The 17,388-nt window shown below is 67.0% G+C and carries 18 protein-coding genes; 11 read left to right on the top strand and 7 right to left on the bottom strand.

Annotated features, from left to right (window positions below; genetic code table 11):
* Positions 1-8: 8 nt before the first annotated feature.
* Together NWF22_RS03925 and NWF22_RS03920 are read right to left on the bottom strand one after the other, a co-directional pair.
* Positions 9-326 (bottom strand): PIN domain-containing protein, encoded by a 318-nt coding sequence (locus NWF22_RS03925; protein ID WP_233750867.1) that lies wholly within the window; start codon positions 324-326, stop codon positions 9-11.
* 104 nt (positions 327-430) lie between these two features.
* Complete coding sequence (locus NWF22_RS03920; RefSeq protein WP_325064851.1) at positions 431-1,258, bottom strand: acyl-[acyl-carrier-protein] thioesterase; 828 nt, start codon at positions 1,256-1,258, stop codon at positions 431-433.
* Between the two features lie 99 nt (positions 1,259-1,357).
* On the opposite strand from NWF22_RS03920, the gene NWF22_RS03915 reads away from it, so the two are divergent.
* The 5 genes from NWF22_RS03915 (at position 1,358) to NWF22_RS03895 (ending at position 7,074) form a co-directional block, all read left to right on the top strand.
* Positions 1,358-3,034: an FAD-dependent oxidoreductase gene (locus tag NWF22_RS03915; RefSeq protein WP_160900537.1), complete on the top strand. Its 1,677-nt coding sequence runs from the start codon at positions 1,358-1,360 to the stop codon at positions 3,032-3,034.
* Positions 3,035-3,038: 4 nt separating this feature from the next.
* The gene (locus tag NWF22_RS03910) at positions 3,039-4,316 is read left to right on the top strand and encodes a glycosyltransferase family 4 protein (RefSeq protein ID WP_160900538.1); all 1,278 of its coding nucleotides are present in this window, start codon (positions 3,039-3,041) and stop codon (positions 4,314-4,316) included.
* A 57-nt stretch (positions 4,317-4,373) separates the two neighbouring features.
* Positions 4,374-5,111, top strand: a complete 738-nt coding sequence (locus NWF22_RS03905) for a class I SAM-dependent methyltransferase (RefSeq protein WP_160900539.1) — start codon at positions 4,374-4,376, stop codon at positions 5,109-5,111.
* Positions 5,108-6,154: a prenyltransferase gene (locus NWF22_RS03900; RefSeq protein ID WP_160900540.1), complete on the top strand. Its 1,047-nt coding sequence runs from the start codon at positions 5,108-5,110 to the stop codon at positions 6,152-6,154. Before NWF22_RS03905 ends, NWF22_RS03900 begins: the two co-directional genes overlap by 4 nt.
* A 65-nt stretch (positions 6,155-6,219) precedes the next feature.
* On the top strand, positions 6,220-7,074 hold the full coding sequence (locus tag NWF22_RS03895) for an LLM class F420-dependent oxidoreductase (RefSeq protein ID WP_160900541.1): 855 nt from the start codon (positions 6,220-6,222) through the stop codon (positions 7,072-7,074).
* 60 nt (positions 7,075-7,134) lie between these two features.
* Here NWF22_RS03895 and NWF22_RS03890 read toward each other — a convergent pair whose 3' ends face one another.
* The gene (locus tag NWF22_RS03890) at positions 7,135-7,782 is read right to left on the bottom strand and encodes a TetR/AcrR family transcriptional regulator (RefSeq protein WP_160900542.1); all 648 of its coding nucleotides are present in this window, start codon (positions 7,780-7,782) and stop codon (positions 7,135-7,137) included.
* A 123-nt stretch (positions 7,783-7,905) separates the two neighbouring features.
* Between NWF22_RS03890 and NWF22_RS03885 the strand changes: the two genes are divergently transcribed.
* The 4 genes from NWF22_RS03885 to NWF22_RS03870 all read left to right on the top strand — a co-directional run bounded on the left by NWF22_RS03885 (position 7,906) and on the right by NWF22_RS03870 (position 12,100).
* On the top strand, positions 7,906-9,312 hold the full coding sequence (locus tag NWF22_RS03885; RefSeq protein ID WP_160900543.1) for a flavin-containing monooxygenase: 1,407 nt from the start codon (positions 7,906-7,908) through the stop codon (positions 9,310-9,312).
* The gene (locus NWF22_RS03880) at positions 9,309-10,241 is read left to right on the top strand and encodes an alpha/beta hydrolase (RefSeq protein ID WP_160900544.1); all 933 of its coding nucleotides are present in this window, start codon (positions 9,309-9,311) and stop codon (positions 10,239-10,241) included. The genes NWF22_RS03885 and NWF22_RS03880 overlap by 4 nt, the downstream gene beginning before the upstream one ends.
* Positions 10,238-10,987 carry an SDR family NAD(P)-dependent oxidoreductase gene (locus NWF22_RS03875; protein ID WP_160900545.1) on the top strand — a complete coding sequence of 250 codons (750 nt, stop codon included), beginning with the start codon at positions 10,238-10,240 and terminating at the stop codon, positions 10,985-10,987. Before NWF22_RS03880 ends, NWF22_RS03875 begins: the two co-directional genes overlap by 4 nt.
* 147 nt (positions 10,988-11,134) lie before the next feature.
* Entirely contained in the window at positions 11,135-12,100 is a 966-nt protein-coding gene (locus NWF22_RS03870; protein WP_233750868.1) for a hypothetical protein, read from the top strand.
* Between the two features lie 85 nt (positions 12,101-12,185).
* On the opposite strand, the gene NWF22_RS03865 is transcribed toward NWF22_RS03870, so the two are convergent.
* Positions 12,186-12,881: a class I SAM-dependent methyltransferase gene (locus NWF22_RS03865; RefSeq protein ID WP_160900546.1), complete on the bottom strand. Its 696-nt coding sequence runs from the start codon at positions 12,879-12,881 to the stop codon at positions 12,186-12,188.
* A 49-nt stretch (positions 12,882-12,930) separates the two neighbouring features.
* Between NWF22_RS03865 and NWF22_RS03860 the strand changes: the two genes are divergently transcribed.
* Together NWF22_RS03860 and NWF22_RS03855 are read left to right on the top strand one after the other, a co-directional pair.
* Positions 12,931-13,899 (top strand): NADPH:quinone oxidoreductase family protein, encoded by a 969-nt coding sequence (locus tag NWF22_RS03860; RefSeq protein ID WP_160900547.1) that lies wholly within the window; start codon positions 12,931-12,933, stop codon positions 13,897-13,899.
* Positions 13,900-13,922: 23 nt separating this feature from the next.
* A complete protein-coding gene (locus tag NWF22_RS03855; RefSeq protein WP_160900548.1) occupies positions 13,923-14,198 on the top strand; it encodes a DUF2277 domain-containing protein in 276 nt (91 codons plus the stop codon).
* A 36-nt stretch (positions 14,199-14,234) separates the two neighbouring features.
* On the opposite strand, the gene NWF22_RS03850 is transcribed toward NWF22_RS03855, so the two are convergent.
* The 3 genes from NWF22_RS03850 to NWF22_RS03840 form a co-directional block, all read right to left on the bottom strand.
* Positions 14,235-15,158 carry an amidohydrolase family protein gene (locus NWF22_RS03850; protein WP_373691979.1) on the bottom strand — a complete coding sequence of 308 codons (924 nt, stop codon included), beginning with the start codon at positions 15,156-15,158 and terminating at the stop codon, positions 14,235-14,237.
* 32 nt (positions 15,159-15,190) lie between these two features.
* Positions 15,191-15,844: a PaaI family thioesterase gene (locus NWF22_RS03845; RefSeq protein ID WP_160900549.1), complete on the bottom strand. Its 654-nt coding sequence runs from the start codon at positions 15,842-15,844 to the stop codon at positions 15,191-15,193.
* A gap of 100 nt (positions 15,845-15,944) precedes the next feature.
* Positions 15,945-17,339: an alpha/beta hydrolase domain-containing protein gene (locus NWF22_RS03840; RefSeq protein ID WP_160900550.1), complete on the bottom strand. Its 1,395-nt coding sequence runs from the start codon at positions 17,337-17,339 to the stop codon at positions 15,945-15,947.
* Between the last annotated feature and the right edge of the window lie 49 nt (positions 17,340-17,388).

Here is a 17,388-nt window from a genome sequence, read left to right as displayed (position 1 = left end):
TGCCCGGCTCAGACGGGCACGACCGGAACCAACTCGTCGATGCCGACGAAGTCCGACGGATTGCGCGTGTAGAGGCGCGCGCGATGGGCATGCGCGGTGGCCGCGATGAGTAGATCCAGCGAGCGTGGGCGAGGTTGCCGACCCGCCTCGAATACGGCAGCAGCCACTTTGCCGGATGCGGCCGCAACCGCCTCGTCGACCGGCAGCGCATCGAAAGATCGTTCGATGATCAGCAGCCGCCGCAGTCGCTCGGCCCGCGACGTTGCGTCCTTGGCAACGAGCGTACCGACGTGCAGTTCTGCCACCGTGATGGCGCTCAGCGCCAACTCGTCTTCCAGCGGTCCGACGTCGTCGGCGAACAGGTCGCGGATGTCGTGTCATTGGCGCCAGGCCCGCGGGGCCGCAGGGACAAACCTCACCGCCCGGTTCATCACTCCGGCAACTTCGACACCGACACCGTCGCCGCGACCACCAGCTCGCCGTCGGCGTCGGGGATCATCATCCACACCAGCAGGCGGTCGGCCTCGCGCACGCGTCGCAGCGTGATGGACACGCCCGGCACGATGGGCCGCAGGTACTCGATCACGGCGCGGTGTGGCACGTCGGCCAGATCGGGGTGATCGAGCAGTTCGTCTTCGATCGCCTCCAGGTACGCCGCGTTGTTCAGGTGTTTGAACGGATCGAAGTCGGTGATGCGCAGGACGTGCGTCCGGTCGGCCAGCTCCACCTCGTCGGCCGATGGCGCCTTGTCCGGGTTCATCGACCGCCAGCGCAACCGATGCTCGTCGGTCATCGACGAGAGCATCTCGAGCATCTCGTCGGTGATCCGCGACGGCATCCCCTGGTCATTGACGTTGATCCAGAACGCCTCGGTTTCGATGAGCCCCGGTTCCCGCGGCTCCGGATTGAACCGGTTCGTCTCGTGCTCGGCGGTCAGCCGCACCCGCATGTTGGTCCACCGCGTCGACAGCGCACCGCACCAGCGTTGCGCGGTGACCGTCGCCGGCCAGGAGATCGGTCGGATGACATCGATGACGGTGCGGCGCACGATCCAGAACGGATCGCTGTGGCTGTAGTCGGTGGCCTCGATGTTGTCGTTGGCGACATCCTGCAGATAGCGCGCCACCGCGTCGAGGCGCAGCCGCATCTCCTGGTCGATGTCGCCGGTGCGCACACGGTAGGCCACTTCGAAGTGCCGTGCCCCCTCCTTGCGATCCCGCAGTGGTTCGATGTTCGTCCCGCTGGGTGAGGCGCTCACTACGTCCCTACTTTCAGCCGCCGGTATCTTTACAGTTAAGATACTCAGGACGGAAAAACTAGAACACGTTCCACGTGTCGGATTTCGAGGAAACAGCAGATGGCGCATGTGATCACCCGACCATGTTGCAACGACGCCAGTTGTGTCAGCGTGTGTCCGGTCAACTGCATCCACCCCACGCCGGATGAACCGGAGTTCTTCACCGCGGAGATGTTGTTCATCGATCCCGAGACCTGCATCGACTGTGGTGCGTGCATCGACGAATGCCCCGTCGAGGCGATTCTGCCCGACGACCAGCTCGAAGAGCGCGACGAGCCCTACCTGCAGATCAACGCCGACTACTACAAGGATCACGACGTCGAGGGTGGTCTGGTGCCGCCGAAGAAGGCGCCGCAGCTGCCCGACGGAGAGCTGCACGTCGCGATCGTCGGGGCCGGTCCGGCCGCGTTCTACGCCGCCGAGGAGCTCGTCCGCAAGCCGCAGGTGAAGGTCGACATGTTCGACCGTCTGCCCACCCCGTACGGGCTCGTGCGCGCCGGCGTCGCTCCCGATCACGCCCCCACGAAGGGTGTCGAGAAGACATTCGCGGCCACCGCGGCCAAGCGGAACTTCCAGTATTTCCTCAACGTCGAGGTCGGCAAGCACATCACCCACGGCGAACTCGCCGAGCGCTACCACGCGGTGATCTACGCCGTGGGCGCGGCCACCGACAAACGCCTCGGCATCGAGGGTGAGGATCTCGCCGGCTCGATCCCCGCGACCGAGTTCGTCGCCTGGTACAACGGTCACCCCGACTACGCGGACCTCGACGTCGACCTGTCCGCGGAGCGCGCGGTCGTCGTCGGCAACGGCAACGTCGCCCTCGACGTGGCACGCATCCTGGTGACCGACCCCGAGGAACTCGCCGCCACCGACATCGCCGACCATGCGCTGGCCGCACTACGCGAATCCAACGTGCGTGAAGTCGTGTTGCTCGCCCGCCGCGGTGTCGCGCAGGCCGCCTACACCAACAGCGAATTCCTCGCACTCGGTGACGTCGAGGGTGTCGACATCGTCATCGACCCCGACGAGCTCGTCCTCGACGCGGCCACCGAGGCAGCTCTCGACGACGACACGCTCGACTCGACGATCGGTACCAAGATCCGGCTGGCCCGCGAGTTCGCCGAACGCCCGACCACCGACGGCAACCGGCGCATCGTGTTCCGCTTCCTGGTCTCGCCGGTCGAGATCGGCGGCGACGGGCATGTCGAGTCGCTGACCTGTGTGCGCAACGCCTATGCGCCGGGGACCGAGCGGATCGCGGTGACGCCGACCGAGGAGCGTTTCGAACTGGCGACCGGAGTGGTGCTGCGGGCCATCGGCTATCGCGGTGTGCCGGTGATGGACTTGCCGTTCGACGAGGTCAAGGGCGTGGTGCCGAACACCGACGGCCGCGTGCAGGCCGTGTCCGACGGCGACGTCATGCCCGGACTGTTCGTGACGGGTTGGATCAAGCGAGGGGCGACCGGGGGGATTGGCATGAACCGCATTTGTGGGCACGAGACCGCGGAGGCGGTGCTGCGCGACTTCGTCGACGGCACCCTGCCGACGCCGTCGACGGTGCGTGATGATGTCGCCGACATCGTCGCCGATCGTGGCGCACGGCGCATCGACCTCGCCGGCTGGAAGGCGATCGACTCCGCCGAGCGGGACGCGGGTAAGTCGGCCGGTCGCCGCCGCGTGAAGTTCGTCGCGGTCACCGAATTCGAAACCGCCGCCGGCATGGAACCGGTGTAAGGGGATGCGCGTCGCACTGCTGTCGTATCGCAGCAAACCGCACTGTGGCGGCCAGGGGGTGTACGTCCGGCATCTGTCCCGGGAGCTGGCACTCCTCGGTCACGAGGTCGAGATCTTCTCCGGCCAGCCGTATCCCGAGCTCGACCAGGTCGCCATCGACGCCGGGGTCAGGCTGACCAAGGTGCCGAGCATGGCACTCTACGACGAGCCGAACCCGTTCCGGACTCCCCGGCCCGGGGAGTACCGCGACTGGATCGACATGCTCGAGGTCGGGTCGATGTGGACGGCCAGTTTCGGTGAGCCGCTGACCTTCAGCCTGCGCGTGGCACGTCTGCTCAAGGACCGTCGCGACGATTTCGACATCGTCCACGACAACCAATGCCTCGGCTACGGTCTACTCGACATCCAGCAGGCCGGCTTCCCGCTGATCGCGACGATTCATCATCCGATCACCCGCGACCGCACACTGGCGGTGAAGGCGGCCAAGGGGTGGCGCAAGATCACCGCGTGGCGCTGGCACTCCTTTCTGCGTATGCAGGGACGTGTGTCACGCCGGATTCCGGAGTTGCTCACGGTCTCCCGCAGCAGCGAGGTCGACATCCGCAAGGCCTTCGACATTCCGTCGGGTCGCATCACCACGATCCCGCTCGGCGTGAACACCGATGTGTTCAAGCCCGGTGTGGCGCGGGTGCCGGGTCGGATCGCCTGCGTCGCAAGCGCGGATGCTCCCTTGAAGGGGGTCTCGTATCTGCTCGAGGCAGTGGCCAAGCTCAGCGCCGAACGCAACGTCGAACTGGTACTGGTGTCCAAGCTGGACCCGAACGGCCCGTCGGCCAAGATGATCGACGATCTGGCCATCCGCGACCAGGTCCGAGTGGTGTCCGGTCTCGAGGACGAGGAGATGGCCGAGCTGCTCGCGTCCGCCGAAGTCGCCTGTGTGCCTTCGCTGTACGAGGGTTTCTCGCTACCGGCCGTCGAGGCGATGAGTTGTGCGACCCCGTTGGTGGCGACGCGGGCCGGAGCGATCCCGGAGGTCGTCGGCACCAGCGAGGAGGCGGCGGTGCTGGTGGGCCCGCGGGACTCGGGCGCATTGGCGCAGGCGATCGAAGGCCTGCTCGACGACGCGGAACTGCGCCGGAGGCTCGGCGACGGGGGACGTCGTCGGGTCGAGGAACGCTACAGCTGGGCAGCGGTCGCCGCGAAAACCGCGGCGCACTATGAGACAGTGCTGCAACGGGTCGCGGCCGAGCAGAATGCGGCCGACCGGACGACCTCGCGGTGAAGCGGCCGGCCGGGAACTGATCGCGCGACGCCGGATCGACACAAAGGAGATGAACGAGTGCTGACAGTGGATTTCGACCGCCTGGGGGTGGGTCCGCAGACCAAGGCGATCGACATCGGGGCGGGACAGGGCCGGCACTCCTTCGAGATGTTCCGCCGCGGCGCGGATGTCATCGCCTTCGACCAGTCCGAATCGGATATGGCCGAAGTGGCCGAGATGTTCGACGCGATGACCGCGGAAGGGCATGTGCCCGCCGCGGCCAAGGCGCGCGCCGAGGTCGGTGATGCACTCCGTCTTCCCTACGCCGACAACAGCTTCGACGTCGTACTGATGTCGGAGATCCTCGAACACATCCCCAGCGACGAGGCCGCGATCACCGAGATGGTGCGTATTCTGAAGCCCGGCGGACTCGCCGCGGTCACCGTCCCGCGCTACTGGCCGGAGAAGGTGTGCTGGGCGTTGTCGGACGAGTATCACGAGGTCGAGGGCGGCCACGTACGCATCTACAAGGCGTCCGAGCTCGCCGACAAACTCACCCGAGCCGGCCTCGAGGTGACCGGAACCGATCACGCCCACGCCTTGCACGCCCCCTACTGGTGGATCAAATGTGCTGTGGGCGTGGAGAACGACAGGAATCCGCTGGTCAAGGCCTATCATCAGCTGCTGGTGTGGGACATGATGAGCAAGCCGTGGCTGACCCGGGTCGGTGAGCAGGCGCTCAACCCGTTGATCGGCAAGTCGGTCGCGTTGTACCTGCGTAAGCCGGTCACCGCCGACGACGCCGGAAGCAGGTGACGACGCTACCGGCGATCGCGGGGGTTCTCACCGCGGAGCAGATCGACGCCACCGGCGCCGCGATCGCCGCGATGCAGGAGGATTCCGGTGCGCTGCCGTGGTTTCCGGGTGGTCAGACCGACCCGTGGGACCATGTCGAGTCGGCGATGGCGTTGTCGGTCACCGGTCGGATCGCCGAGGCCGAGGCGGCCTACGGCTGGTCGCGGCGGCATCAGCGCGCGGATGGGTCGTGGCCGATCCGGATGGTCGACGGCCGTGTGCTGGACCCGAACATCGACAGCAACTTCTGCGCCTACATCGCGGTGGGCGTGTGGCATCACTACCTGATCACCGGGGACACCAGATTCCTCGACGAGATGTGGCCGACGGTGTGGTCGGCGATCGATCTGGTGATGAAGTTCCAACGGCCCGACGGGGCGTTCCGGTGGGGTGGTGATCACCGCAGCGGTGCGATGTTCGACCAGGCCCAGATCACCGGTAATGCCAGTATCTTCCAGGCGATCGACTGCGCGGTGCGCATCGCCGACGAGATGGGGCAGCCGGAATCGTCGTGGGCGGCCGCGCATGCGGCGCTGGGAGACGTGATCCGCGACCGTCCGGAGAATTTCGAGCCGCCGTCGGATCATTCGATGGACTGGTACTACCCCATCCTCGGTGGCGCCCTGCGCGGCCGGGCCGGACAGGAGCACATCGCCCGGCGATGGGACGAGTTCGTGGTGGCGGGCATGGGGATTCGGTGTGTCGACCATCGGCCCTGGGTCACCGGCGCCGAAACGTGTGAATTGGCTCTGGCCGTCGACGCGCTCGGCGACACCGCCGACGCCATCACGCTGGTCGAATCCATTCAGCATCTTCGTGATCCGGACGGGTCGTACTGGACCGGGCTGGTGTTCTCCGATGGGAAGCGCTGGCCGGTGGAGAAGAGTTGCTGGACGTCGGCGGCGGTGGTCCTGGCCGCTGACGCGATCAGCCGCACCAGCGCCGGCGAAGGAATCTTCCGCGACGTCCGGCAAACCCTGGTGGCTGACCAGCAAATCACCTAGACTGGTGTCCAGTCAGCCGTCCAAGATGTGGGCGGCAGCGATCGCGACGTCGCGCGGGAGGGTCCATGGATTTCGGAATCGTGCAGTTCACCAGCGATCGCGGACTGAAGCCGCACGTGCTGGCCCCGCTGATCGAGGAGGCCGGGTTCGCGTCGTACTTCGTGCCGGAACACGGACACATCCCCACCCGACGCGATGCGGCGCATCCGCAGACCGGTGACGCGTCGTTGCCCGACGACCGGTACATGCGCACCCTCGATCCGTGGACCTCGCTCGCCGCGGCCGCCGCGGTGACCGAACGGATTCGGCTGGCCACCGCTGTTGCGTTGCCGGTCCAGTCCGATCCGATCACGCTCGCCAAAACGCTGGCGACGCTGGACCACATCTCGGGTGGGCGCCTCACCCTGGGTGTCGGATTCGGCTGGAACCTCGATGAACTCGCCGACCACAACGTGCCGCCGAAGCGTCGTCGGACCATGCTGCGGGAGTATCTCGAGGCGATGCGGGCACTGTGGACCGACGAAGAAGCCGAATACCACGGCGAATTCGTCGATTTCGGCACCAGTTGGGCCTGGCCCAAGCCGCAGCAGCACATCCCGACGTTGGTCGGTGCGGCCGGCAACGAGAAGAACTTCCGCTGGATCACGCGCAGTGCCGACGGTTGGATCACCACTCCGGGCGAGGACGACATCGAGGGCTCGATGGCCCTGCTCAAGCAGATCTGGTCCGACACGGGGCGCGCCGGTGACCCTGAGATCGTGGTGCTCGACTTCAAGCCGGTCGCCGAGAAGCTCGAGAGGTGGCGCGAGATCGGTGTGACCCAGGTGCTTTACGGGCTGCCCGACGACAGCGTCGAGCGGGCGAGTGGTTACCTCGCGAAACTGGCCGGCAAGCTCGGGCTCACGCCCGTCGGCGTCTGATCCGGACCTCTTGCCGCTGGTCGAGCCGCACCCAACCGCTGGTCGAGTAGACGCGAGGCGCTAGCCGAGCGGCGTATCGAGACCACCCGCCACGTCCCGCGGATCAGCCCGCAAACCGGGCATGAGGTACCGGCGCACATGCCGCAGCACGACGTCAGGATCGTCGGGGTCGATGGTCTCCGACGGCACCGTCCCGAGGCTGATCAGCACGCGCGCAACCCATTCGGACACCTCACCGAGGTCGTGGTCGGGATGGATCTCACCGCGGCCGGCCGCGGCTTCGACATAGGGTCGCCAGAACAACGCCAGATCCGGGACCAGACCGGCGACGCCGGCACCAGCGCAGGCCGCGAAGTCGTCGGGCTCTTCGGTGCGCAGCCGCATCAGCAGGGTGCCCGGGTCGTCGTACGCGCCGCGTCCGATCCGGACGCCAGCGGCAACCTGCTGATCGAACCCCTCGATCTGGTCGAGTTCGCCGATCGCACCCGACCAGAACGATTCGTTCAGCCGGACGATGGCCGCACCGATCAGCGTCGACTTGTCGGGAAAATGGCGATAGAGCCAGGCGCGGGACACCCCCGCGGTCTCGGCCACCTGTTGCATCGTGGTGGCGCGGATTCCTTTGTCGGCGAGCAGTTTCTCGGTGGCGTCCAACAGGCGGCTGCTGACCGTGCTGGTCGGGCGGCGCTCGGTCGGTGCCTCACTCACATCCGAACACTAGCAAAGCCGTAGACAAATCTCGGATTCTGTCCACTCGGAATGATCGGATGGGGTAGACAGAAAGGACAATCTGTCTACCGCCTGCCTGTGTGGGCTGTTCGGTGAGGAACCATGACGACTTATCTACCGCGTACCGCGATCATCGGGGCCGGCATCAGCGGGCTCACCTCCGGCAAGATGCTCGCGGACTACGGCGTGCCGTACACCTGCTTCGAATCGTCGGATCGCATCGGCGGCAACTGGGCATTCGGCAACCCGAACGGTCACAGCAGCGCCTACCGCTCACTGCACATCGACACCTCCAGGCATCAGCTGAGCTTTCGGGACTTCCCGATGCCCGACGACTATCCCGACTTCCCTCATCACTCCCAGATCAAGGCCTACCTCGACTCCTACGCCGAGGCGTTCGGATTGCTCGACAACATCGAGTTCCGCAACGGCGTCACCCACGCCGAACGCCTTGATGACGGCGGTTGGGAACTGAGCACCGAGCGCGGTGAGCGCCGACGTTTCGATCTGTTGATCGTGGCCAACGGTCATCACTGGGACCCGCGTCTGCCCGACTTCCCGGGCACGTTCGACGGTCTCGAGATGCACGCGCACCACTACATCGACCCGCGAACCCCGCACGACTTCTCCGGCAAGCGAATCCTGGTGGTGGGGCTCGGCAACAGCGCCGCCGACATCGCGGTCGAACTGTCGTCGAAGGCCCTCGACAACACGCTCACCCTGTCGACCCGGTCCAGTGCCTGGATCGTGCCGAAGTACTTCGCCGGTAAGCCGGCGGACAAGTATTACCACACGTCACCGCACATCCCGGTCGCCTGGCAGCGCAAGTTCATGCAGGCGATGCAGCCGATGACCGCCGGCCGGCCGGAGTCCTATGGTCTCCCGACGCCGAATCACAAGTTCTTCGAGGCGCATCCGACGCAGTCGGTCGAGCTGCCGTTGCGCCTCGGCTCCGGCGACATCATTCCCAAACCGGATATCGCATCGCTGGACGGCGAGACGGTGCACTTCGTCGACGGCACGTCGAGCGACTTCGACGTCATCATCTACGCGACGGGGTACAACATCACCTTCCCGTTCTTTGACCCCGAGTTCATCAGTGCCCCCGACAACCGCATCGACCTCTACAAGCGGATGTTCTACCCGGGCATCGATGACCTGATCTTCGCCGGATTCGCGCAGGCGGTGCCGACGCTGTTCCCGTTCGTCGAATGTCAGTCACGACTCATCGGCGCTTACGCCGTCGGCCGCTACCGGCTGCCGTCGACCGACGAGATGTACCGAACCATCGAGGCCGACACGCAGTACTACACCGGACACATGCTCGACCGGCCCCGGCACACCCAGCAGCTCGACCACTACCTGTACGAGCACGACATGCGGACCACCGAGATTCCTGCGGGCAGGCGACGAGCTGCCGCCGACGGTGGAGCGACGTGGGCGCAGGTGGACACCCACGAGGCGGCCGCGGCGCATGCCGTGGCTGCCGGGGCGGGGGAGCAACGATGAACCGACAGAGCGTGACCTTCGATTCGCACGGAACCGCCTGTGACGCCTGGTTCTTTCCCGGTGCCGACGAGTCACCGTTCGACGGCCCGACGGGTCGTCCGGTGGTGGTGATGGCGCACGGGTTCGCCGGCACCAAGGACTCGGGACTCGAGCCGTATGCGCGGCGGTTCGCCGAGGCGGGTCTTGCGGTGTTCGCCTTCGACTACCGCGGTTTTGGGCTGTCCGAAGGCGCTCCCCGCCAGCGGATCTCGATGAGTGCCCAGGCCGACGACTACCGGTCGGCGGTTGTCGCGGCGAAAGGCCGACCCGGCGTCGATCCGCAGCGCATCATCCTGTGGGGGATTTCCCAGTCGGGCGGCCATGCGCTGGTCGTCGCCGCGCACCGCGACGATGTCTGTGCGGTGATCACCATGGTGCCGATGGTGAACGGGCTGGCGGCCGGCGTCCATCACTATCCTCAGGTGGGCGCCGCGTCGATGCTGAGGTCGGCCGCCGTCGGCATCGGCAGCACACTCGCCGCCAAAGCGGGACGTGCGCCGACGATGATGCCCGTCGTCGGACGGCCGGGGGAGAAGGCCGCGCTCACGTCGCCGGGCTTCTACGAGGACTACCTCGCGATCGCCGGACCGTCCTGGCGCAACGAGGTCGACGCCTCCGTCGGCCTGGAACTGGGCAGCTTCCGCGCCGACAAATCGGCCGAGGCCGTCGACGCCCCGGTGTTGATGCAGATCGCCGACTTCGACCAGGCGACACCGGCACACGCCGCGGCCAAGGCCGCCTTCAAGGCACGCGCAGAGGTGCGGCACTACCCGTGTGACCATTTCGACGTCTTCGCCGGCAACGACTGGTTCGAACCCGCGGTGAACCATCAGATCGACTTCCTGACGCGACATCTCGCCGGCGAGCGGACGCAGGTGACCGCCCGATGACGCGCACCGCCGTCGTCGTCGGTGGCGCATCCGGCATCGGGCTGGCCACGGCGAAAGCGCTGGCGGCCGAGGAATTCTCGCTGGTCATCGCCGATGTGAACGCTGATGCGGCCCGAACGGCCGCCGACCACCTCGGTGCACGCGCGGTCACACTGGACGTCACCGACGAATCTTCTGTCGCAGCAGGTTTCGAGACCATCGGTGCGATCGACGCAGTGGTGAGTTGCGCGGGTCTCACCATCCCCGGCGCGCTGACCGAATTGGAACTCGAGCACTGGCAGACCACCATCGACGTCTGCCTGACCGGGTCGTTCCTGGTGCTCAAGCATGCCGGGCAGCACATCGTCGACGGTGGCAGCATCATCGTGATCTCGTCGCTCAACGGGCGGCAGCCCGGTGCCGGTATGGGCGCATACTGCGCGTCGAAGGCCGCGGTGACGATGCTGGTCGAGGTGGCGGCGCTGGAGATGGCGCCCCGCAAGGTCCGGGTCAACGCCATCTCGCCCGGCCTCATCGACACCCCGCTCACCGAAGGTCTCGCCCTTGTTCCCGGGCTCATCGATGAGTACGTCGAGAACACCCCGCTGGGCCGCAGTGGCCGCCCCGAGGAGATCGCCGACATGGCCGTCTTCCTCGCCTCCGAGAAGGCCGCCTGGATCACCGGCGCCGCCTTCGACGTCAACGGCGGCGCCCACCTGCAGCGCTACCCCGATGTCCTCGGCAAGATGCGTGCCCTGATGTCGTGACGGCCTTCGGTGCTCGTCCCCCGGGTATCGTTTCGTTCTCCAGCGGCCGCCGGGGGATAAAGCGATAGGCGGGGGAGGAGCGGCGAGCGTTGAGGCCTGTGGATAGCGTCGGGGAGGGTCGCTGCGGGCGGGGCATCATGATGGGCCATGGACGAATTCGACAACAGCCCGCAGGATCTGCTGTTCCGGGCGGACGCGCTCAACCATGGGGTCACCGACGCCGTGCTGCGTCGCGACGTCCGCAACGGATCGAAGGAACGGGTCTGGCACGGCGCGTACCTGGAGGTGTCGGGTAAGCCCACCGACCATGTCGCGAAGCTCGAGCGGTACCGTGCGACTGTGGTCGCCGCGTCGCTCAACGGCGGCCCCAAGCGGACGGCCAGTCACATCTCCGCTGCCGCCATGCACCGCATACCGATGCTGAACCCGGACCTCTCGATGGTCCACTTCACCTCGACGACAACGGGAAAGAGCGGGAAACGCGGAATCGTCCATCAGGCGCCGTTGCCGGATACGGATATTGTGATCGTCGACGACATCCAAGTCACCAGTGTCGCCCGCTCGGTGTGCGACGTCGCGCGCATGGGTTCGTTGCCGCAGGCTGTCTGTGTGCTCGACTCCGCGCTGCGGGTGGGCGTGTCCATGGCCGAGTTGCGGAAACAGTGTGCGCGGATGCAACGACAGCATGGTGTTGCGATGCTGCGTACGGCGCTGACGATGGCGGACGGGTTGTCGGAAAGCGTCGGTGAATCGGTGAGTCGAGTCGCCTTCGTCGAGTGTCCGCTCATTCCGGTCCCGGAACTACAGGTGCCTGTTCACGTTGTTGTCGACGGAAAGTCGAAGGTGATGCACGGTGACTTCGGCTGGCGTGACGTCCACGGCGTACTCAGGGTGGTTGGCGAATTCGACGGACGGTTCAAGTACCACCGCTCGAACCCATTCGGCGATGATCGATTTCCCGAGGACGTCCTCTTCGAGGAGAAGCGACGCGAGGACGCCATCCGCGACACCGGACCGCTCGTTGTCCGCTGGATCTGGTCCGAGGCGATGCAGCCAAAGGTTCTGCACCGGAAGGTCATCCAGACCCTGCGCGCCGCGGGCCTGATCCACTGAGCGCTCTTCCCCCGGGTATCGTTTCGCTCCCCGGCTGCCGCTGGAGGATGAAGCGATACCCGGGGGAGGAACCAGGCGGGCGTAGCTAGGGGCGGGCGAGGGGGGCGCCAGGGGTGCCGGAGTCGCGGCGCAGGACGCGAAGAGAGCCCTCGGCGCGGACCTCGGTGAACTGGCCGGTGGCCAGGGCCTGGCGGTAGATCTCGTACGGGGGGCGGCCGCCGTCGGCGGGGTTCGGGAAGACGTCGTGGATGAGCAGGGCGCCACCGATGCGCACCCACGGGGCCCAGCCGTCGAGGTCGTTCTGCGCGGCCTGCATGCTGTGGCCGCCGTCGATGAACACGAAGTCGGCCGGCTTGCCCCACACTTTCGCCGCGGCAACCGACCCGGCGAGCAGACCGATGACGGTGCCCTCGAGGCGAGCGTCGAACATGGTGCGGCGGAACCGGGCCGAGGTGTCGAGCGTGCCGGTGTGCGGATCGACCAGCGAGGTGTCGTGATACTCCCAGCCCGGCTGGTGCTCCTCGGAACCACGATGATGATCGACGGTCACGATGGTGGCGCCCGCTGCCTCGGCCGCTGCACCCAGGAACACCGTCGACTTACCGCAGTAGGTGCCGATCTCGACGCCGATGCCGACCGAATCCGGCTGGGACAGATACTCTCCGGCGATCTCGAAAAGGGTCTGCGCCTCGTCGAGCGGCATGAAGCCGGGAGCCTCTGCGGCCACCGTGAGACGTTCGGGGGAGGGCGTTGCGGACATCCGCGTCGACGATCCGGTCATGAGGCAGATCCTATCCGGTGGGCCATCTCCGCACAGTAGGGTGAGCGGTATGAAAGCACAGCTGCTGACTGCCGAGAACGGTCCCGAAGGTCTCGAACTGTCCGACGTCGACGACCCGAAACCCGCCGACGGGCAGGTGCTCGTCGACATCAAGTCGTGCGGGGTGTGCTTTCCCGATCTCCTGATGAGCCAGGGCAAGTATCAGCTACGGGTGCCGACCCCGTTCATCCCCGGGACCGAGGTGGCCGGTGTGGTGCGGGAGGCACCCGACGGCGCATCGGTGAAGGCCGGCGACAAGGTGCTCGTCGCGTCGATCGTGGGCGGCTTCGCCGAGCAGGTCGCCGTGTCGCCCGAGCAGCTGCTGCCGATGCCCGAGGGCATCTCCTTCGACCAGGGCGCGGCGATGGGTATCAACTATCAGACCGCGCTGTTCGCGCTCAAGGTGCGCGCCCAGACCGCACCCGGCGAGATCGTCGGGGTGCTCGGTGCCGCCGGTGGTGTCGGTACCGCCTCGATCATGGTGGCCAAGGCGATGGGCGCCAAGGTCATCGCGATCGTGCACCGCAAGGGCGCCGACGAACTGCTGCGCAGCGCCGGCGCCGACGAGATCGTCCAACTGGAGGACGGCTGGGGCGCCAAGCTCAAGGAGATCTCGCCCGAGGGCGTCGACGTGATGATCGATCCGTCCGGCGGTGAGGTGTTCGACGAGGCACTGCGCCAGGTCGCCCCGGACGGCCGTTACGTGGTGATCGGCTTCGCCGCCGGCGGCATTCCGACGGTCAAGCTCAACCGGGTGCTGTTCCGCAACATCTCCGTCGTCGGCGCGGCGTGGGGCGAGTACGTGCGCACCCATCCCGATCTGCCCGCGCTGCTGCACGACGAACTCACCGAGATGATCGACGCCGGCCTGAGCCCGCAGGTCAACACGACCTACACGCTCGACGAACTGCCCACGGCATTGACCGATCTGGCCGAAGGGCGGATCCTGGGGAAGGCGGTCGTCAAGATCGCCGACTGACCCGCCAACAGGGGGAGCCCTCCATGTGCCGCAACATCACCGAACTGCGCGGGTTGGAGCCCGCCGCGACCGATGAAGAGATCGAGGCGGCCGCCCGACAGTACATCCGGAAGGTGAGCGGCATCCGCCACCCCTCGGCGAACAACGCCGAGGCGTTCGAGGAGGCCGTGCGCAAGGTCACCGAGGCCACCCACGAGCTCCTCGACGTCCTCCCGGAGCGGCGGCAACCACCCAAGACGGTGCCGCCGCTGCGACGACCCGAGGTGCGGGCCCGGATGGCCGGCCGCACGTCGGCCTAGCCGCGATCGAACACTGCGGCCGTAAGACCGACAACCCTAGGGTGCGATGCTGAACAGCTGCGCCGCGTTCCGGTACAAGACGTCGCGCAACCACTCGTCGCCGAGATCGAGGCGGACGACGGCCTCGAGCGCATGAGTGTACGGATACGGGATGTTGGGATAGTCGCTGCCGAACATGATGCGGTCACCGAGGTCCACCAACCGCGGTAGCGCATCCTTCGGGAACGGCGCGTCCTCCTCCGCGAAGTCGGTGAACGACATGGTGGTGTCGAACCGGACGTTCGGGTAGCGCTCGGCGAGGTCGAGAAACTCGACGTACTCCGGGGTGCCCATGTGCGCGATGATCAGCGGCAGCGACGGAAACCTGTGCAGCAATGCGGCGATCGGCTCCGGCCCGGTATAGGCGCCCGGAGCGGGCCCTGAGCCGCAGTGGATGATGACCGGTACCTGGCTGTCGGCGATCTGCGACCACACGCCGTCGAGCAGTGAGTCCATCGGCGAGAAGTCGCCGACCTGGATGTGGCATTTGAACACCTGCGTGCCGTGCTGGATCGCCCTCGAGACGTAGGTCGGCGCGGATTCTTCCGGGTAGAACGTGGCTGTTCGCAGGCAGTCCGGATGATGTGTCCCGAAATCGGCGGCCCAGCCGTTGAGCCATTCGGCCATGTTCGGTTTGTGGGGGTATACCAGTGACGAGTATCCGCGGATGCCGAAGCGCTGTAGTGCGGCGACGCGGACGTCCTCGTCGGCACGGTAGGTGATCGGCCACTCCCGGCCGATCAGCGGGCCGGCGGAATCGAAGTATGCCCACACCTTGTCCATCACGGGTTTGGGCATGAAGTGGGTGTGGATGTCGATCAGGCCCGGCAAACCCAACGTCTGCCACACCTGGCGCACGGCGTCGGCTTCTTCGGGGCCGAACGAGGTCGGTCGGGTGGTGTCGTACACGTCGTTGTCCACCCGACCACGCTACCGCCGGTTCGGTGGCCCGATCACCCCTCGGTGGAGGTGATCCGACGCGGCATCGGTCCGTCCCAGGAGCGGGGCACGATGAACACGCCCTCGGCCGTCGCGGTCTCGCCCTCGGCATCGGAGATCGAGCCGCGCACGATCTTCTTCCGGCCGTCACGCTCGACGATGCGGGCCTGTGCATGCAGTGTGCCCAATGCGGTGGGCCGCAGGTAGCGGACCGAGATGGTGCCGGTGTAACAGGGCACGTTGTCGGCGCTGCCGGCGTCGCCGAGGATGTGGTCGAGGATCATCGCGACGACCCCGCCGTGCGCGCATCCCGGTGGCCCCTCATAGGCGGAGCCGAGCGTGAAGTCGGCGGTGACGGTGCCGTCGTCCTGCCGTTCCGGACGCACCGGTGGGGCGATGGCGTTGCGCAGGCCGATGACGGCGTTTCCCCAGGGCATGCCCTGCAGATCGGCGGTGTAGCGCACCCCGTATGGCCCGTCGGTCTGTGCGGCCCGCAGTGATTGCACGGCGGTGTCCAGGGTTCGCTGGACCTCGCGGATGGTGTCGTCGTCGACCTCGGTGCGGATGGCGGCGTCGATGAGCTCGCGCACAGACTCGGTGAGCGGTTCGTAGAGTGACCGACGGCGCGCGATCTCGGCATCAGAGATGTCCTCGAGGGTGAACTCCATGGGCTCCTGCCTGCGTCGTGTTCGGGTGGGCGATGACACTCGGCATCCCCACCCCTCAACTAGAACACGTTCTACTTCGGGGCGCGAGGATTTCGTCGACTCAACCGACGGCGGACCGGGCGGGTATGAGGTCCGGTCGCGCATCGGCGAGGATCTCCTCGCGATCCTCCTCGAGCGCGTATCCGGCGCCGATCATCGCGTCGGTCGCCGACCGGTATCGGGCAAGGTAGTCGTCGGTGTCGAGGTACCGCTTCGCGAGTACGTCGGGATCGGCCGGCGTGGTGGAGCCGAACAGCACGCAGATCCGGGCGACATCGCCGGTGACGATCCCGCTGAGCACCTGCGTCGCCGCCTCGACGCTGGGTGAGCGCACCCCGCCGAGCACGTTGCCGAGCTCGTCGAGCGCGAACCTCGGGCTCGGCGTGTCCAGGGCGTCGACGGCCAGCGGCCCCGCGATCGGTGGCGGCGTCCCGCCGGCGGTCCAGGTGGTGAGATGGCGCAGCGCCGCCCGGAGCACGAACCGCTGCTGGCCCCGATTCACCGGTGTCGGACACCCCAGCATGTGCTCGTACGGGCCGATCTGGTGGAAATCGGCATGCGCGGTGCCGGCGATCTCCCAGATCCGGAGACGGTCGGTGTCGGGCTGACGCGACCGTACCGACATGAAGTTGGTGAGCACATCGGTCTCGGTCTGCACGACGAACACCGGAACGGGCGCGGAGTCGGCGATCGTCGCCGGCGTACCGTCGAACACCCGGTCGATGTCCACGCCGCACCCGGGTTCGCCGAACGGCATCTCGGCGGCCGCGCGGCTGTGGATGAGGATGCCGTCGACGGCATCGTGGTGACCGGCAACGCGGTTGGCGTAGGTCGTCAGCGCCATCGCGGACTGCGATTCGCCGGCGGCGAGCACCTGCCGAACCGGCAGTCCGGTCAGCGGATGATCGCTGCCGGACGGCGAGCGCAGTGCGGCGCAGACGGCGCCGAAGATGTCGAAGCAGTAGGCGTCGCCGGGGTGGGTCAGCGCGCCATACCGTTCCGGGTCCTTCGCGGCGAGCCCGCGGGGGCCGCCGCCGACGGACATGCCCACCGACCCGTCTCCGCCGGCGATCCCGGTGTACTGGGCCGACACCCCCAGCCATGCATAGCCGCCGCGGACGAGTTCCTCGGCGAGGTAGGCGTATTCGGGAGCGGCGTCGGACCCGCTGCTCACGTTGAGCCACTCCACCACGACCGTGCCGTTGAAGTGTGCTCCGGCGATCGGCCGCCGCAGCAGGGCCCGCGTGGTGAATGCGGCGGAATCGAGTTCGATCACCCCGTCGAGACCGGAGGGGGTGAGATGGCGTGCGACTCCGCTGACGGCATACTCGGTCTCGCGATAGCCGTGCACGCGGAGGTCCGGGCCGGCGACGGCGCTCACAACGGAACAGCCGCCACCGCCGATGAGCTCGACGAAGTCGACCGGAGGCGCGACCTGGTGTCGTCGTGGCCTCATCGTGGTGTCCTCCCTGACGGCGATCACACGAAAGCGTTTGTGCTTCACG

The sequence above is a fragment of the Gordonia mangrovi genome (assembly GCF_024734075.1).
In the GTDB taxonomy this organism is placed as follows: domain Bacteria; phylum Actinomycetota; class Actinomycetes; order Mycobacteriales; family Mycobacteriaceae; genus Gordonia; species Gordonia mangrovi.
The sequence above is the reverse complement of the archived record's forward strand: the minus strand, read 5'-3'. Positions and strand labels throughout refer to the sequence as shown.